This is a genomic window from Nocardia sp. CA-119907, from assembly GCF_050955995.1.
Taxonomy (GTDB): domain Bacteria; phylum Actinomycetota; class Actinomycetes; order Mycobacteriales; family Mycobacteriaceae; genus Nocardia.
This window is the reverse complement of record NZ_CP192091.1, coordinates 5570214-5585436: the sequence shown is the minus strand read 5'-3', so window position 1 is coordinate 5585436 and position 15223 is coordinate 5570214. Positions and strand designations below refer to the sequence as shown.

16 protein-coding genes, 1 tRNA gene and 1 pseudogene are annotated in these 15223 nt (G+C 65.5%); 14 read left to right on the top strand and 4 right to left on the bottom strand.

The features are described from left to right. Positions 1-161 precede the first annotated feature (161 nt). The 4 genes from ACQP2D_RS24675 (at position 162) to ACQP2D_RS24660 (ending at position 3712) form a co-directional block, all read left to right on the top strand. A complete protein-coding gene (locus ACQP2D_RS24675; protein ID WP_433678279.1) occupies positions 162-1802 on the top strand; it encodes a bifunctional 3-(3-hydroxy-phenyl)propionate/3-hydroxycinnamic acid hydroxylase in 1641 nt (546 codons plus the stop codon). Next, positions 1799-2371, top strand: a complete 573-nt coding sequence (locus ACQP2D_RS24670) for a VOC family protein (RefSeq protein ID WP_433678278.1) — start codon at positions 1799-1801, stop codon at positions 2369-2371. Before ACQP2D_RS24675 ends, ACQP2D_RS24670 begins: the two co-directional genes overlap by 4 nt. Continuing rightward, a complete protein-coding gene (locus ACQP2D_RS24665) occupies positions 2368-3303 on the top strand; it encodes a fumarylacetoacetate hydrolase family protein (protein ID WP_433678277.1) in 936 nt (311 codons plus the stop codon). Before ACQP2D_RS24670 ends, ACQP2D_RS24665 begins: the two co-directional genes overlap by 4 nt. A 280-nt stretch (positions 3304-3583) precedes the next feature. Beyond that, positions 3584-3712, top strand: a complete 129-nt coding sequence (locus tag ACQP2D_RS24660) for a hypothetical protein (RefSeq protein ID WP_433678276.1) — start codon at positions 3584-3586, stop codon at positions 3710-3712. Between the two features lie 220 nt (positions 3713-3932). Here ACQP2D_RS24660 and ACQP2D_RS24655 read toward each other — a convergent pair whose 3' ends face one another. Continuing rightward, complete coding sequence (locus tag ACQP2D_RS24655; protein WP_433678275.1) at positions 3933-4319, bottom strand: hypothetical protein; 387 nt, start codon at positions 4317-4319, stop codon at positions 3933-3935. 302 nt (positions 4320-4621) lie between these two features. On the opposite strand from ACQP2D_RS24655, the gene ACQP2D_RS24650 reads away from it, so the two are divergent. Further along, a tRNA-Ala gene (locus ACQP2D_RS24650) sits at positions 4622-4693 on the top strand. Between the two features lie 375 nt (positions 4694-5068). Here ACQP2D_RS24650 and ACQP2D_RS24645 read toward each other — a convergent pair. Continuing rightward, the gene (locus ACQP2D_RS24645) at positions 5069-5776 is read right to left on the bottom strand and encodes a hypothetical protein (protein WP_433678274.1); all 708 of its coding nucleotides are present in this window, start codon (positions 5774-5776) and stop codon (positions 5069-5071) included. A 375-nt stretch (positions 5777-6151) separates the two neighbouring features. Between ACQP2D_RS24645 and ACQP2D_RS24640 the strand changes: the two genes are divergently transcribed. Beyond that, entirely contained in the window at positions 6152-6913 is a 762-nt protein-coding gene (locus tag ACQP2D_RS24640) for an IclR family transcriptional regulator (protein ID WP_433678273.1), read from the top strand. A 32-nt stretch (positions 6914-6945) separates the two neighbouring features. Here the strand turns inward: ACQP2D_RS24640 and ACQP2D_RS24635 are convergent, their stop codons facing one another. Both ACQP2D_RS24635 and ACQP2D_RS24630 read right to left on the bottom strand, forming a co-directional pair. Beyond that, positions 6946-8001: an alpha/beta hydrolase family protein gene (locus tag ACQP2D_RS24635; protein ID WP_433678272.1), complete on the bottom strand. Its 1056-nt coding sequence runs from the start codon at positions 7999-8001 to the stop codon at positions 6946-6948. A 53-nt stretch (positions 8002-8054) separates the two neighbouring features. Beyond that, on the bottom strand, positions 8055-9647 hold the full coding sequence (locus ACQP2D_RS24630) for a bifunctional 3-(3-hydroxy-phenyl)propionate/3-hydroxycinnamic acid hydroxylase (RefSeq protein WP_433678271.1): 1593 nt from the start codon (positions 9645-9647) through the stop codon (positions 8055-8057). A gap of 177 nt (positions 9648-9824) precedes the next feature. On the opposite strand from ACQP2D_RS24630, the gene ACQP2D_RS24625 reads away from it, so the two are divergent. From ACQP2D_RS24625 to ACQP2D_RS24590, 8 genes and pseudogenes are all read left to right on the top strand, one after another. Then, positions 9825-10526 (top strand): GntR family transcriptional regulator, encoded by a 702-nt coding sequence (locus tag ACQP2D_RS24625; protein ID WP_433678270.1) that lies wholly within the window; start codon positions 9825-9827, stop codon positions 10524-10526. 9 nt (positions 10527-10535) lie between these two features. Next, a complete protein-coding gene (locus ACQP2D_RS24620) occupies positions 10536-11294 on the top strand; it encodes a CoA transferase subunit A (protein WP_433678269.1) in 759 nt (252 codons plus the stop codon). A gap of 41 nt (positions 11295-11335) precedes the next feature. Then, positions 11336-11983 (top strand): CoA transferase subunit B, encoded by a 648-nt coding sequence (locus tag ACQP2D_RS24615; protein WP_433678268.1) that lies wholly within the window; start codon positions 11336-11338, stop codon positions 11981-11983. Between the two features lie 27 nt (positions 11984-12010). Then, the gene (locus ACQP2D_RS24610; RefSeq protein WP_433678267.1) at positions 12011-12412 is read left to right on the top strand and encodes a DoxX family protein; all 402 of its coding nucleotides are present in this window, start codon (positions 12011-12013) and stop codon (positions 12410-12412) included. 81 nt (positions 12413-12493) lie between these two features. Then, positions 12494-13207, top strand: a complete 714-nt coding sequence (locus tag ACQP2D_RS24605) for a response regulator transcription factor (RefSeq protein WP_433678266.1) — start codon at positions 12494-12496, stop codon at positions 13205-13207. A 435-nt stretch (positions 13208-13642) separates the two neighbouring features. Then, a pseudogene (locus ACQP2D_RS24600) lies at positions 13643-14056 on the top strand (sugar phosphate nucleotidyltransferase); the annotation flags it as partial. A gap of 157 nt (positions 14057-14213) precedes the next feature. Then, a complete protein-coding gene (locus tag ACQP2D_RS24595; RefSeq protein ID WP_433678265.1) occupies positions 14214-14777 on the top strand; it encodes a UbiX family flavin prenyltransferase in 564 nt (187 codons plus the stop codon). Beyond that, entirely contained in the window at positions 14774-15220 is a 447-nt protein-coding gene (locus ACQP2D_RS24590) for a hypothetical protein (protein ID WP_433678264.1), read from the top strand. The genes ACQP2D_RS24595 and ACQP2D_RS24590 overlap by 4 nt, the downstream gene beginning before the upstream one ends. Positions 15221-15223 lie beyond the last annotated feature (3 nt).

Genomic DNA, 15223 nt, shown 5'->3' with positions numbered 1-15223 from the left:
TTGACGATGTTCTGCATCACAGAACATAGACCCGTCATTAGAACATTTCAACAACTTTCGAAAGTTGACGCGGCTCTGTCATCTGTCTACTGTACGAAATGTGATCCACACAGCAGAACATTGCTGACTGTCGGGTCCGTCATCTGATCGAAAGTCGGAACATGAATCCTTCACCAGTACAGGCGCAGTCACCGCTCCGCGTGGTGATCGCCGGCGGTGGGCCGGTCGGCTTGACGGCCGCGAACCTGCTCGCCGCCCTCGGGGTCGACGTCGTCCTCGTGGAGCGCAACCCGTCGACGAGCGATGAGGCCAAAGCCATCAGCATGGACGCCGAATCGTTGCGCGTCCTGCATCGGCTGGGTTTCGGCGCCCGTCTCGACGCGGTGATGGCGCCGGGGACGGGCGTGCGATTCCACGGGCGCGGGGGCCGTCGCCTCTTCCAAGCGCGCGGCGCCTCCCCATACCCGTACGGATACGCGGTCAAAAGCCAGTTCTCCCAGCCGGAGCTGGAACGCCTGCTGTTCGGGCACTTGGAACGCCGAGACGGCGTGCAGATCCGGATGTCCACCGAAGTGGTCGCCTTCACCCAGGACGCGCTGGGCGTCGATGTGACCGTGCGGGGCGTAGGCGGGATCGAGGAAACGCTGCGCACGGACTACCTGCTCGGCTGCGACGGCGGGCGCAGCACCGTCCGCAAGCTGGCGGGAATATCGATGAGCGGTAACAGCTTCGACGATGTCTGGCTGGTCGTGGACACCGTCGGCGACCACCACGACGCCCGCTGCAGTCTGCACTTCGGCGATCCGGATCGCCCGTATGTGATCGTGCCCGGGGGAGACGGCCGCTGCCGGTACGAATTCCTGCTGCGGCCGGGAGAAGGCGCCGCCCGCGAGCAGCCCCCTTTCGAGCTGGTCGAGCGTCTGCTCGCACCACACCGGCGTATCACCCCTGAGCAGGTGGAACGATCGGTGAACTACCGGTTCAGCGGTCTGGTCGCCGATCGGTGGCGCGACTGGCGGGTGCTGCTGCTCGGCGATGCCGCGCACATGATGCCCCCGTTCGCCGGGCAGGGCCTGAACTCCGGCATCCGCGACGCTGCCAACGTGTGCTGGAAACTCGGCTTGATCGCCCGAGGCTACGCCGCCGATTCGGTGCTGAATTCCTATGAGCTCGAACGCAAACCGCACGCCGAGGTCACCGTGAAGGTGTCGGTGCTGCAGGGCCGGATCGTCATGACCACCAGCAAGCGCGCGGCGCGCGTGCGCGACGCCCTCGTCGCTGCGGCGTTGCGGATTCCCTGGGCCCGGGAGTACCTGGTGCAGGGCCGGTATCTGCCCAAACCGCGATATGACACCGGCATCGTGGTGCCCAGCGAGTCGCCGGGCGGCGCGCTGGTGGGCACCCAGCTCGATCAGCCGTGGGTGCTGCGGCCGGATGGAACGGCGCGACGCCTGGACCGTGTGCTCGGTGAGGACTTCAGCTTGCTTGGGGTCGACGTGGCCGAGCGTGACTGGGGCAACGCGGTTTCCGCGCTCACCCCGCTGCCGGTGCGGTGTGTGGACATTGTGCTCGGGGACCGCCGACCGCGTTCCGGCGGGTCGCGCGTCGCGGTTGGGGACGCGGACGGGGGACTCGAAGCGCTGCTAGGAGCTGCGAGCGGGCAGTTCGTGCTGCTGCGTCCCGATCGGTACGTGGCGGCCGTCTTCGGGGCCGACCAAGCCGGGTCGATAGGTTCCGTGCTTCATCGACTGCTCGGCAGCGGCTCCCGCAGTGATCAACTCTCTGTGAAAGGTCAACAATGAGTACAGATTTCACGCCGACTATCGCCGAACTCGGACATGTGGGCATCCGCTGTCACGATGTGGCCCGCCAGCTCGAGTTCTACACCGAAACCCTCGGGCTCACGGTGACCGACCATGACGAAGACCTCGGCATCTGGTTCCTGTCCGCTCGTCCGGACACCGAGCATCACGAGGTGCTGCTCGCCTCCGGCCGGACCGCCGGGTCCGATGTTCAGCTGATCCAACAGGTCTCGTTTCGGTGTGACTCGCTCGAGAGCGTGATCGGATTCTTCCGCCGTTTCCGTGAGCGCGACGTGCGGCTGGACATGGTGGTCTCCCACGGCAACGCCGTCGGCGTCTACTTCTACGACCCGGAAGGCAACCGCTGCGAGGTCTACTGGCAGACCGGGTTGCAAGCACGCCAGCCGTTTATCGAACACATCGATCTCGACACCGACACTGACGAACTCCTCGATCGGATCCGGGCCTCGGTGGCCCGGTTCGGCGACACCGGCTTCACTGAGGCGTCCTATGTCGCCTGGACCAAAGAACAGAATGAAAACGCGCTATCCACAGGAGAATCCAAGTGAAACTTGCACGCATCCGCACCGCCACGGGAGCCGTCCGTGTCGGCATCGTCGAATCCGACGGCATCCATCTCCTGGACGGCATCGACGATCTGCTTCCGCTGCTCAACGATCCGAACCTGTCCTTGGCCGAAGCCGCCCGCGCCAAGGGCGTCACCGGCGAGATCGTCAAATCGGCAGAGGCGCAATACCTCTCGCCCATCGCCACACCGCCGACGCTGCGCGACTTCTACGCGTTCGAACAGCACGTCCGGGCGGGACGGGCCTGGCGCGGGCTGGACATGGACCCCGAGTGGTACCGCATCCCCGTCTTCTACTTCTCGAATCCCTACGCGACCACCGGAACCGGTGACATCCCGATCCCGCCCGGCAGCGAGCAGTTCGACTTCGAACTCGAGGTCGGCGCGATCGTCGGCGGCCACGGCAGCGACCTCACCCCGGCGGATGCGGAGAACCTGATCGCCGGATTCTGCATCCTCAACGACTGGAGCGCCCGCGACCTGCAGAAGCGGGAAATGCAGCTGTCCATGGGGCCGGTCAAGGGCAAGGACACCGCCACCAGCCTCGGGCCGTGGGTGGTGACGCCCGACGAACTGGCGGAATGCAAAGAGGGAACCGGCTATCGCCTCGCGATGCGGTGTGAGGTCAACGGCAAGAAGTACACCGAGGCCGTGTGGTCGGACGTGTACTGGTCCTTCGCCGAAATGATCGCCTACGCCTCCCGCGGCACCGAGGTCCGCCCCGGCGACATCATCGGCAGCGGCACCTGCGGCACGGGCTGCATCAACGAGCTCTCCAGAACCCACAGCCCCGAGGAATACCCCTTCCTCCGGGAAGGCGATGTCGTGACCGCCTCCATCGAAGGTCTGGGTGTGCTGGTGAACCGCATCGTCGCCGGCGTACCGCCAATCCCGCTGCGCGAAGGCACAGTCTGACTCAGAGAATTTGTCCGCCGACTCGAGCAGACGGCGAGCCCGGCGGATCACGACGTTGTCTGCAGGCTGATCCGCCGGGCCGTCGAACTACTTTCCGCACGACGGCGGCCCCGGGCTGGGAGAGCCGCCACCGACGAGCCGCCAGGGCGACGATCGGTCACAGATATCGCGAAAGTAGCTGCTGGTTGAGAGATCATGCAGAATGCCGGGCAGCACCGTCGGGTCATGATAGCGACCAGAACTGGGGTAGCGGATCCACGACTGGGATCCGGAATCGAGCATGTCGGCGTTGATCAGCGAAATCCTCGCCCGCTATGGGGCGGTCGACGCCTTCTGCAACTACATCCACGGCCTGCTTGACGTGCCCACCGAACAGCTACCCGCTCCGATGTTGGTCGCGCTTACGTGATCAACTGGTATCGGATGCAGATCTGACGTCCCGCTTTGATCTCGTAAACCATCGCCTCCAACTGTAGGCGAGATCGACCGGGAAATGTTGCGTCCCAAGAGGATCGCAGCACCTCGGAACGATCGACGGCCAACGCCGGAAGGGGGAAACCGTCGACGGAGACGGTGAGGTCGATGCCCGACCGGGTCAGGACCACCCACGCCGAACACGCTCTGCCCGGCTACCACGGGGCTGTTGCTTCAGCGATCAATCTGTGGTCATGTCTACGCTCGGCCAGTGTGACGCCCCCTGCCCGGTCGAGGGCGAAAAATAGCGGCACGGTCGGGTCGATGACGTTGGCTGGTACCAGCATGTCCGCGTCATCGGGCAGGTACAACTTGACGTGTCCGCCGGGGTGTCCTTCGGCGTCGATCAGGACGATTCCGCTCGACTCGACAGCGCAGCCGACCCGTGCCAGCACTGGCGCATATCTGGCACTGTCTGCCGCGCTCAACAGGCCCACGCGAGTTGTGCCGACCGTTACCTCGATTTGGTTACCAGCCAGCGAGACGATGACGTCGTCGAGGCGCAGCGATTTCGGTCCGGTGCGTCCACGTTCAGCGATCACAGTGTCCAGCCCCAGGAGGTCTTGCCCGGTGGTGCACACTTCGATCCAGTAGCTTCCGAAACTCGTCCCCCGAACGATCCTCGCCGAAGTAATCCCTTGCATGGCTGCTAGATCGCCGGACCGAAGGCTTCTGATACGTGTTCAGTGATCCCTTGCGACGACGTGGGCTTGGGCGGCGGTTCGCCTGCCCTGAGGTCGCCCCTGGCTCTCGTGTAGCGGCGGTCGCAACGGCGTGCGCGACGGAGGTCCAAATAGCTTGCTGCAGAGAGTGGTTCAGATATAGCACGCGTTCCTGAGGCGGACATGGAGTAGTTCAGCTGGTAGAACACCCCCTTGCGTATGGGAGGCCACGGGTTCTATTCCCGTCTCCATGACTATTGGTGCGTGGCGGTCCCTGGGAGACAAGTGCGGCGAGACGACGTCGATCCAGGGTTGGCGAAGCTCTCTCCGACAACGTGGTCGCGCCGTCCGGCCGCGGGCGCTATTCGGAACGGAGCAGGAGAACGATTCGAGCTGTGATCACGGCGAGGGCGATGGCGGCGAGGCCATGGCCGAGTCGGTGCGATCGTAGGCAGGGCAGGAAACGGTCGAAGGCTGGGCGCCCGGGTCCTGTAGCCGCTTCCGCTGAAGAACTGGGCGGTGGCATCGAGCCCGATGCCACCGCCCAGCCGAACAGCTTTCTGGGTGCCGTGCACAGTCATGGTGAGCTCGACCGCGACACGCAGGACTGGGGGTCCGTTGTCGTTGGATTACGCCGTGGGTGCCGTGGGCGGCGGCGTGTTGAGCTTCTGCTGCATTTGGGCCAGGGCCGCGATGCCGACGGGGATGCCGACCAAGGCTCCGCCGACGACCACGCCGATGGCAGCGGACATGGCTCCGCCCGCCGCGCAGCCGGTGAGGGCTGCGGGGACGGTCAGGGTGGCGAGGCTCACCAGGGTGAAGAGGGATCCTCCGGTGACCGCGCCGGCGGCGCAGCCGACGACCAGTCCAGTGACACCGCCGATCATGGAACCGACACCGGCGGCGAGCGAGAACTGTCCGCCGGCGACGCCGAGGGCCTGGTTGAACCGGTCCGAGGGGTCCATCTGGGGCTGGTCCGCGACCGGGGTCGCCGACTCGACGGTCGGTGTCGCCGGGCCCACCGGTTCGGTGCTGTATACGGCGCGCGGTGCGATGTCGACCGGGGCGCCCGCGAGCGTTGCCCCGGCGGCATCCTGGACCTGGAACTGTGCGCCGCGGGTGGTCAGCGTCCCGAGCGGGGTGGCGATGACGACGGAGCCATCGGCCAGGTTGCTGGTGTACTGCACGCCGGGCATGATCTGGGCGGACAGGGAGTCGGTGTCGGGTGCGGTCGTCACCGTCGAATCCGCATGCGCCGTAGCGCTTGCCGCGGCGGTGGCGGCGGTGGCGATAGCGGCGGCTGCAACCCATTGGGCGGATCTGCGTGTCGAGGTCATCTTTGGCCTCATCTCCATCTCTTGTTTCACTCGGCACCCTCGAGGGTCCGGCCTGCCGTTGAATGGTTCGGCGGGTCCTAGAGGCCCGACGGCCTGTGCGGTCGTTGTGGTGCCGAGAATGAGCGAAACCGGCAGTACCGGTTGGTGATTCATACTCGCGGCGACGCGAGTGTGATCTGATCGGTTTTCGATCTATTCTGTTGTTCAGATCACGTTTCGCAGAGTAGACGAACCAGTGACTGAGGGTCAAGGGTTTGGGATGGCGAATGTGCTGGAGGGCGGTCTTATTTCTGCTCTGCAGATCAGAAATCGGGCATTAGGCAGGTAGGCTGTTCTGGCTAGCGGAACCTTGATTTCCAGGAGTGAGGAAGCGTCGTGGCGACACCCGCGAACTATCCGATCGAATCGGTGGACAATGCCGTGCGGATCCTGCTGATGCTCAGGCATCAGCGATCGCTGCGTGCGGCGCGGGTCGCCGACGAACTCGGGGTGGCCCGCTCGACGGCGCATCGCATGCTGACCACGCTGCAGGCCCGCGACATGCTGCGACAGGATGCCGCGTCCAAGGAGTTCGGACCGGGACCCGCCCTGGTGGAGCTGGGCATCGCCGTGATCGGGGCCGCGGATCTAAAGGCCGAAGCGCGACCGACCCTCGAGCGTCTGGCCGAGCGGACAGGCGAAACCGTCCACCTGTGCGCCCTGGAGGGCGCCAGCACGTTGTTCCTGGACGGGGTGGAGGGCAGCCACATCATCCGTGCGGGTCTGCGTGTGGGACAGCGGATTCCGGCCCACGCCACCTCTGCGGGCAAGGTGCTTCTCGCCGCCCTGGACCCGGCCGAGTTTCATCAGCGATACCCCAAGGCCAAGCTCACCGGCGGCACCGAGCGCGCACTCAAGTCCCGGCGTGCCCTCGAAGCCGAACTGAACGAGATCCGGCAGCGGGGGATCGCTCTGAACCTGGCGGAATCCGAGCCCGATCTCAACGCCGTCAGTGTGGCGATCCGCGACAGCCGTGGCGTCGCGCGTGGTGCGCTGACCATCTCCGGTCCTGCGTATCGCCTTCCCGCCGACCGGATCTCGGAGCTGACCGCAGACCTGTTGTCCGGCGAACGGGAGATCGCGGCCCGCCTCGGCTGAGGCGGTGCGTGCCACATGTGGAGGCCACCGGTTTACGGCCTGGGCAGCGGATTCGAGTCGAATAGCCGGTTGGCGAACCAGTCGGCGATCAGGACATGCTTTTCGTGGGAGTGGTTGTAGAGGCAATGATCTCCGTCGGCCCACTCGTGGAACTGCTTGTCGGCGGCCGCGGCTTCGTCGAACAGGGCGCGGGCATTCTCGACCAGGAATACCCGATCCGGCGTGCCGTGCAACACCAGCAGGGGACAAGTGAGCCGGTTCAGTGACTCGGGGGTCAGCGCGAATTGCTCGAGAGCGTCGCGTGCGGAGCCGGGATCGGCGATGCCGAGCAGCGCGGTCACCTTGGAGATGAACCGCGGGTAGCGGTCCAGGATTTCGGCGGGCCGGGCGGTGCCGCCGTTGACGCAGCACGCGGCAATGCGGTCGTCGAGCGCAGCCACGTGGGCGGCGAGATAGCCGCCCATGCTGTTTCCCCATATGCCCACGACCGGACGCAACCGGTGATCAGCCACCAGATGGTCAACCATCGCGGAAAATGACTGGGCCACAGTGGTGTTCATGTGCAAACCCTGCAACAGGCGGGTCTCGCCCTGGCCGGGGCCGTCGGCGAGGAATACCGCCACGCCCCGTTCGATCAGGTATTGCGCGCCGACATGGTATTCCTCGCGCCAGCCGTCGAAACCTCCTATGACAATGACCACGGGTGGGTTTGCAATGGTGGCCGGGCGCAGGAGCCATCCACACAATGCGGCTGCGCCATAGGTGATTTCGATGTGTTCGACAGGCGGGTCGGTCAGTTGTCCGGCGCGCCCGTATTGATCGATGAGCAGATGATAGAGCTCGATCTTTCGAGGGTCCTCGTCCGGGAGGGGCACCTGGCCTACGCGATAGCATGCGGAAGCGCGCAGATGCCAGTCCCGTGCGGTCACCAGATGTCCATGTGCCCAAGCCTTCTCGGCCCGTTCGGCATTGATATTGCCGAGTTGCACTGCGGCATCGGCCCACGGCCGTCCGGCATCGACGGCGGCATACAGTGCCATGACATCGGCGTATTCCATGCCATTGCCCAGTAACCGCTGCAGTGGCATGGCCCGTTTGTTGGCCTCCGCCTCGGCCCTCCAGCGAGGTTCGCCCTCGCCGCTCACGGCACCACCTGAACCGAAACGGCGGCACCGAGCTGCGCTTCGAGCTCGCCCAGCAACACCGGAACAGTCTGTACATCCGCGACGGCGCCGAAGATGTAGAAGTCGGGGCGGTACAGAATGGCCTCTGCGCCATGCTCAGCGAAGTACCTGGCGTAGTAGCTATCGACATCGACCACGTCGCCAACGGTGCCGGACGCGGCGAGCGTGACGATGCGCCCGCCAAGGCGTTCCAGGACCGCGGTGCGGTGGGCGTCGAGTTCGAGCTGTGCGCCCGGCGCGAGTAGCAATACCCAGCCCGAACCCAGCACATCGTCGAACCGGCCGGAACGGTCGGCCGCGGCGATTCGCCCCTGCGGTGCAAGGGTTCCGGTGAGTCGTGTGCCGTCGTCGTTGCCGAGTAGCCCGCTTTCCAGGGACGGGAACGGCGGAGGCGGCGGGACGTCTCCGCTCCGGAACGCGGCGTCTCGGGCGGCCGCGGTCTCGGGGTCGAAGGTGCACGACACTCGACCGGCCTCGATCGACATCCGGATCAGCGTGGCCACATGGGGAGCGCGTTCGGTCTGATAGGAGTCGAGCAGGGCATCACTGCCCGTCCCGCGCAGCGCCAGATCGAGCCGCCACGACAGCGCTTTGGCATCGCGGACTCCCGAGCACATGCCCTGCCCCATGAACGGCGGCATGACATGGGCGGAGTCCCCGGCGAGGAAGATCCGGCCGTCGCGCCATCGATCGGCGAGTTTGGACTGGAAGGTGTAAACCGCGCGTCGCACGAGATCGGCATTGTGCTCGGTGACCCCGTAGGGGGCCATCAGCTCCCAGGCGGCTTCGGCGCTTTCCAACTGCTCCGGGTCCTCGCCCGGAAGCATCGCGAATTCGAAGCGCCGGTGGCGTTTTCCCAGCTGGAACAGGCAGTGTGGACGGGCCGGGTCGCAGATCTGCCCATTGTCGAAGCCGAAGTCGAGCGATTGCCGGGGTTCCAGGTCGCACACCAGCCAGGTCTCGCGGAACCCGAAATCGGTTTGGGTGGAACCGATCCACTCCCGCACGATGCTGTTGGCGCCGTCCGCGCCGATGAGATAGCGGGCACGGATTGTGCGCGCGCCCGGACCTGCGTGCGTCTGGCTGCTCTCCTCGGGGTGGACCGGACGAAGTGCCACTTCGACATGATCTGTGTGGCGGTGAAGACCGGTTGCCTCCCAGCCCTGGTGAACCTCCACGCTGGGCAGCTGACGTACCGCGGAGTCGAGGGCGTCCTCGATGTGGGGTTGGTACATGATGTAGTCCGACGGCCACCCGGAGATGCCATCCCGGTCCCAGTCGAAGGTCATCAGGGTCTCGCTCGCGGCGTTGCGGAAGACGTACTTCGTCGCGCGGAACATGTCCTGCTCCAGTCGCTCCGCGATGCCGAGGGACTGGAATATGCGCATTATCTCGTGGTCGATGTGTCCGGCGCGGGCCCGCCCGTAGAGGCTGGGCCAGCGGTCAACCACCACGACGGTGTGCCCGGCTCGGCCGAGCAACGCGGCCAAGGTCTGGCCGACCGGACCGTAGCCGATCACGGCGACATCATGAACAGGGTCGTCGGACATCGTTGTCTCCTAGCAGTGAAGTTCGTTTGCAACCTGCCCTGATGGCTTCACGTACGGGACCGGGCCGGCGGGGGAGGCGATATCTGATCTGGTGAGAATGTGCCTCGGATCACTTTCGAAAGTAGTGCACGAGTTTCGATACTGCAATATGGTTTCGTATAGTGCTACCGTGAGTGCATGGCGAAGAGCGGTGGTACGACCCGCACCGACGGCATCTACCAGGCAATGCGTGCCGACATTCTCGGCGGACGTCTGGTCCCGGGAGAGCGGCTGAAGTTCCCGGATCTGTCGGAGCGGTACAAGGTCAGCGTGGGGGCGACCCGCGAGGCGTTGACCAAATTGGCGGCCGAGGGGCTGGTGACGGCGAAGGCTCATCAGGGCTATCTGGTGCGGCCGTTGTCGCACGAGGATCTCGCGGACCTGACGCGGGCGCGGGTGGAGATCGAGTCGTTGGTGCTGAAGCTGTCCGTGCTCGAAGGTGACGTGCGCTGGGAAGCTGATGCCGTTGCGGCGCACCACTTTCTGGAGCGGACCACCTACCGCGATCCCGCAGACCCGAACCATCCGACCGATGAGTGGTCGGCGGCACATCGCGCTTTCCACCACGCGCTGCTGGCCGGATGCCGTAACCGGCGGCTACTGGATACCGCGCTGGCGCTGCGTCAGGAGGCCGAACTGTACCTGCAGTGGTCGGTGTCGTTCGGCAACGAGCCCGACCGTGACGTGCCCGGCGAGCACCGCTCGCTGCTGGAGGCTGCGGTCGCTCGTGACGCCGACCGCGCGCAGGAACTGCTGCGCGATCACATCGCGCATACAGCGCAGCTGTTGATCAGTTGCGCACCAGATCAACCGAATTCGGCGGAGGCCGATATGGAGTAAGGAGCCACGATGGACAAGACGGTGACCGATGCGGTCGCCGCGATCGCCGATATCCCTTCCGGGGCAACGCTTGCCGTTGGAGGATTCGGGCTGTGCGGTATTCCCGAAGCGCTCATCGAAGCGCTCGAGCAGACCGGGGTCACCGATCTCGAGGTCGTGTCCAACAACTGCGGGGTCGATCACTGGGGATTGGGCCGGCTGCTGGCGGCAGGGCAGATCCGCCGCGTGACCGCCTCCTACGTCGGTGAGAACAAGGAATTCGCACGGCAGTACCTGTCCGGGGAACTCGAAGTGGAATTGACTCCCCAAGGCAGCCTGGCCGAACGACTGCGCGCCGGCGGCTGTGGTATCCCCGCCTTCTACACCCCGGCCGGGCTGGGGACGCCGGTGGCCGACGGCACCATGCCGCTGCGCTACGCGCCCGACGGCTCGGTGGCCGTGCGCGGCCCGGCGAAGGAGATCCGATCCTTCGGCGGCCGCGCCTATGTGCTCGAGACGGCCATCCGCACCGACTTCGCACTCGTGCACGCCGCCATCGGAGACCGGCACGGCAATCTCGTCTTCAATGCCGCCGCAGGCAATTTCAACGCGCTGTGCGCCATGGCGGGCAAGGTCACCATCGCAGAGGTGGAACAGCTCGTCGAGCCGGGAGAGATCCCACCGGGGCAGGTCCATCTGCCCGGCGTGTTCGTGCAACGCGTCGCCGTGGCGGCCACGGTGGAGAAGCGCATCGAAAAGCGCACCGTGCAAAGCCCCGCTGCGGCATGAGCGCCACCCTAACCTGATCGCTGGAGAAGTGAGGAACACCCATGCCCTGGACCCGCCACGAAATGGCCGCGCGCGCCGCACGCGAACTGACCGACGGACAGTACGTGAATCTGGGCATCGGCCTGCCCACACTGGTACCGAACTACGTGCCCGACGACATCACCGTCGTCCTGCACAGTGAGAACGGAATACTCGGCGTCGGACCGTATCCCGCTGCCGGGCAGGAGGACCCGGATCTGATCAATGCGGGCAAGGAAACGGTCACACTGCGCGCGGGTGGCAGCTACACCGATTCGTCGTTGTCCTTCGGCATAATCCGCGGCGGCCATCTCGACGTGGCGATCCTGGGCGCGATTCAAGTCTCGGCCACCGGCGACCTCGCGAACTGGTCCATCCCCGGCAAGATGATCAAGGGCATGGGCGGCGCGATGGATCTGGTGCACGGAGCAGGCAGGGTGATCGTGCTGACCGAGCACAACGCCAAGGACGGCAGCCCGAAAATCGTGGCGCGCTGCACACTTCCGCTCACCGGTGTCGGCGTGGTGCATCGCATCATCACCGATCTGGCGGTTCTCGACGTCACCGCGGACGGGCTGACCGTGGTCGAACTTGCGCCCGGCGTGACGCTCGACGAACTCACCGCACGGACCGGCGCTACGTTGAGCACCGCTGTGCCCGCACTCGTCTGATCAAAGCTTCGCTACCGAGGAGAGTTCATGAGTTTGCTACGCCCGATCGCCCGCGTCCTCACCGGTTCCACGTACGCGGTCCTGGGTTGGGAGGCCGCCCGAGAACCCGGCGCACGGGTGAAGACCGCCGCCGGAACACTTGCCGCCGTGCGCAAGGTCGTGCCGCTGCCCGCCGATGACGAGCTCATCGTGCGCGCCAACGGCGCCGCGCAGGCGGTCGGCGGGGCGCTGCTCGCGCTCGGGGTGCTGCCGCGGCTGTCTGCGGTGACGCTGGCGGCATCGCTGGTGCCGACGACGCTGGCCGGGCACGCCTTCTGGAAGGAGCAGGATCCGGTGGCCCGCAAGACACAGCGGATTCAGTTCCAGAAGAACGTCGCCATGCTGGGCGGGCTGACCTTCGCCCTTCTCGGCGCCGAGCACGGCAGCTGAGCCGGATCGGCACCCACTTCCCAGTAAACGCTCAGCCAGGGGCGAGGTTGACCCGTCGCTACCGGTCCGACGCTTATTACCATGAGCAACGAAACTACCGAAGCCCGAATTCTCGTCGTCGACGACGAACCGATGATCGCCGAATTACTGGCAACAAGCCTGCGATTTCAGGGGTTCGAGGTAGCCACCGCCGTGAACGGCAGCGATGGTCTGGACAAGGTGCGCAGCTTCCGTCCTGACGCATTGATCGCTGACGTGATGATGCCCGGCATGGATGGTTTCGGTATGGTGCGGCGAATGCGCGCGGACGGAGACGACGTCCCGGTGCTGTTCCTCTCCGCCCGCGATGAGGTCAACGACCGGCTGGCGGGCCTGGCGCTGGGAGCCGACGACTATGTGGCCAAGCCGTTCCGCCTCGAAGAGGTGATCGCGCGGCTGCGGGCGGTGCTGCGCCGCAGCGGTACCATCGATCCGGCCGATCCGCCACGGCTGCGGGTCGGCGACCTCGTCTTGGATGAGGACAGCCACGAGGTGTGGAAGGGCGGAACGCTGATCGCACTGTCGCCCACCGAATTCACGCTGTTGCGCTACTTCATGCTCAACCGGGGCAAGGTATTGAGCAAAGCGAAGATTCTGGATCACGTGTGGCACTACGACTTCGGCGGCGACACCAGCGTCGTGGAATCGTATGTGTCGTATCTGCGACGCAAGGTCGACAACGTCGAGCCGAAGATGCTGCACACACTGCGCGGCGTCGGCTATGTGCTGCGTGCGGCGCCACAGACCGGCGAGTGACAGGGTGTGAGGCCCGAAGCGCCTTGTCCGAAGGGGCTTTGCGGTGTCGGCGTCGAGCCTTGGATCGTGCCCTTCATGATGTTGTCTCGACGCGCTGCCCGGCGAGGTAGCCTCCGCGCCGGAGGTCCTCCAGGGCCTGGGCCGCGTCCACGAGATTGTTTGCGGCAGAGGCGAAATACAGTTCGACCGCTGCACGCGGCAGGGCTCGTAGCATGCGCTTCCTCTCGCTCGGAGATGGGTGATCCCTAGTCGACCAACCTTGAATCGCCTCGGAATCGGACGAGAGCCGCGACGGGCGATCCGGGGCTCTCAGCAACCTGCCAAGCTCGACGGTGGTTCGCGTAGAGATTGGAAGATCGCCAGAGGTCGCCTTCCTAACGTCGCTGGTGTAGATCGCAGTGCGCACCGAGAGCGCCTACTGGGAAGGACATTGGCATGGAGATGACGTCGTCGAACACCCCGCGGCAGTTCCGCACGGCGGTGGTCCCGGCAGCCGGCCTGGGTACTCGGCTCCTGCCGGTGACCAAGACGGTGCCGAAAGAGCTGCTGCCGGTGGTGGATACGCCCGGGATCGAGCTGGTCGCCGAAGAGGCGGCGCAGGCCGGGGCGGATCGGATGATCCTGGTGACCGCTCCTGGAAAGACCAGTGTGGCAGCACATTTCGAAGAGGGTGGTGATCTAGAGGACCTGCTCGCCTGGCGCGGTAAGTTCGACCTGCTGGAAAAGGTGCGAAACGCGCCCAAACTGCTCGACGTCGACACTGTCGTGCAGGAATGCCCACTGGGTCTGGGACACGCCGTCCTGCAAGCCGAATCAGCCTTGGCCGCCGACGAATCCGCGGCGGCAATACGAGATCGTCCGGCAGCAGGACCGTGTGCAAAGTGAACCTCCGCGCCCGTCGACTCTGGTTGTTTTGACCACGCCCGGACGGTCAGACGGCGCTATCGTCGCCAACGGAATCATCGGACCGGACAATGCAGTCCGCGGATGTGTCGAGGAGCGGCTCATGGATGCCAAGCGCTTGATCGTGGGCGTATCGGGTTCCAGCGCACCGCAATTGGCCTACCAGTTGCTGCAAACCCTCGCCGCCATCGACGATGTCGAAACGCACCTGGTCCTCACACGGGGAGCGGAGCTGTCGATCAAGCTCGAAATGGGGATGTCTGCAGGCGAATTCGAGGCACTGGCGGATGTCGTCCACGATGCCGCCAACCTCGGAGCCTCGATCTCCTCGGGCTCGTTTCCGACGTGCGGAATGGTGATCATGCCGTGCTCGATGAAAACGCTCGCGTCCATCGCGTCGGGCGTCAGCGCGGACCTCGTCGCGCGCGCCGCCGATGTCTGCTTGAAGGAACGCCGACGGCTGGTGTTGGTTACCCGAGAGACCCCGCTCAACCTGATCCACCTCCGCAATATGGAGACGGCGACCCTGGCCGGTGCAACCGTGCTCCCACCGGTACCGGCGTTCTACCACAAACCTCGCACGATCGATGACCTGCTGGCGCAGACCACGGGAAAGGTGCTGGACCAGTTCGGTATCGAGCACAACCTGTTCCAGCGGTGGACATGAGCATCCCCGAGGAGGTGCGGCAGGCCATCGCCGGACTACCCGTCATCGGTGCGTGGAACCCGATGTTCCCGTTTCTCACGATCGGGGCCGACGGGTTCCCGCATGTGTGCCTGCTGTCGCGAGCGGAGCTCGACACCGACGGTGAGTACGTCTTCGCCGTGCTAGCGAGCCACGGTCCCATCGGCAATGTCGAGCGCGCCGGGACGGCCACCCTCATGGTCGTCGGCCAGGAAGCCGCGCTCTACGCGAAGTTGGTGGTCCGCAAGCGCTTCGAGGATGACGACCGCAGAGGGTTCGTCCTCGCGCCGGACTCGATCAGGCGCGACACCCTGCACATTCCGCTGCGATCACCCGGCTATCTGGCCACCGCAGCCGTGGCAGCGAGCGAGAAATGGGACCGCACCGCGCGGCTCCTCGCCCGCATGGCCGCGACCGACAACTGAACG

Bases quoted from the DNA above. Each gene is read 5' to 3' on its own strand.
- ACQP2D_RS24605 (WP_433678266.1), top strand. From the start codon at position 12,494: ATGAGCAACGAAACTACCGAAGCCCGAATTCTCGTCGTCGACGACGAA.
- ACQP2D_RS24620 (WP_433678269.1), top strand. From the start codon at position 10,536: ATGGACAAGACGGTGACCGATGCGGTCGCCGCGATCGCCGATATCCCT.
- ACQP2D_RS24615 (WP_433678268.1), top strand. From the start codon at position 11,336: ATGCCCTGGACCCGCCACGAAATGGCCGCGCGCGCCGCACGCGAACTG.
- ACQP2D_RS24670 (WP_433678278.1), top strand. From the start codon at position 1,799: ATGAGTACAGATTTCACGCCGACTATCGCCGAACTCGGACATGTGGGC.
- ACQP2D_RS24630 (WP_433678271.1), bottom strand. From the start codon at position 9,647: ATGTCCGACGACCCTGTTCATGATGTCGCCGTGATCGGCTACGGTCCG.
- ACQP2D_RS24625 (WP_433678270.1), top strand. From the start codon at position 9,825: ATGGCGAAGAGCGGTGGTACGACCCGCACCGACGGCATCTACCAGGCA.
- ACQP2D_RS24645 (WP_433678274.1), bottom strand. From the start codon at position 5,776: ATGACCTCGACACGCAGATCCGCCCAATGGGTTGCAGCCGCCGCTATC.
- ACQP2D_RS24660 (WP_433678276.1), top strand. From the start codon at position 3,584: ATGTCGGCGTTGATCAGCGAAATCCTCGCCCGCTATGGGGCGGTCGAC.
- ACQP2D_RS24590 (WP_433678264.1), top strand. From the start codon at position 14,774: ATGAGCATCCCCGAGGAGGTGCGGCAGGCCATCGCCGGACTACCCGTC.
- ACQP2D_RS24595 (WP_433678265.1), top strand. From the start codon at position 14,214: ATGGATGCCAAGCGCTTGATCGTGGGCGTATCGGGTTCCAGCGCACCG.
- ACQP2D_RS24635 (WP_433678272.1), bottom strand. From the start codon at position 8,001: ATGCCACTGCAGCGGTTACTGGGCAATGGCATGGAATACGCCGATGTC.
- ACQP2D_RS24610 (WP_433678267.1), top strand. From the start codon at position 12,011: ATGAGTTTGCTACGCCCGATCGCCCGCGTCCTCACCGGTTCCACGTAC.
- ACQP2D_RS24675 (WP_433678279.1), top strand. From the start codon at position 162: ATGAATCCTTCACCAGTACAGGCGCAGTCACCGCTCCGCGTGGTGATC.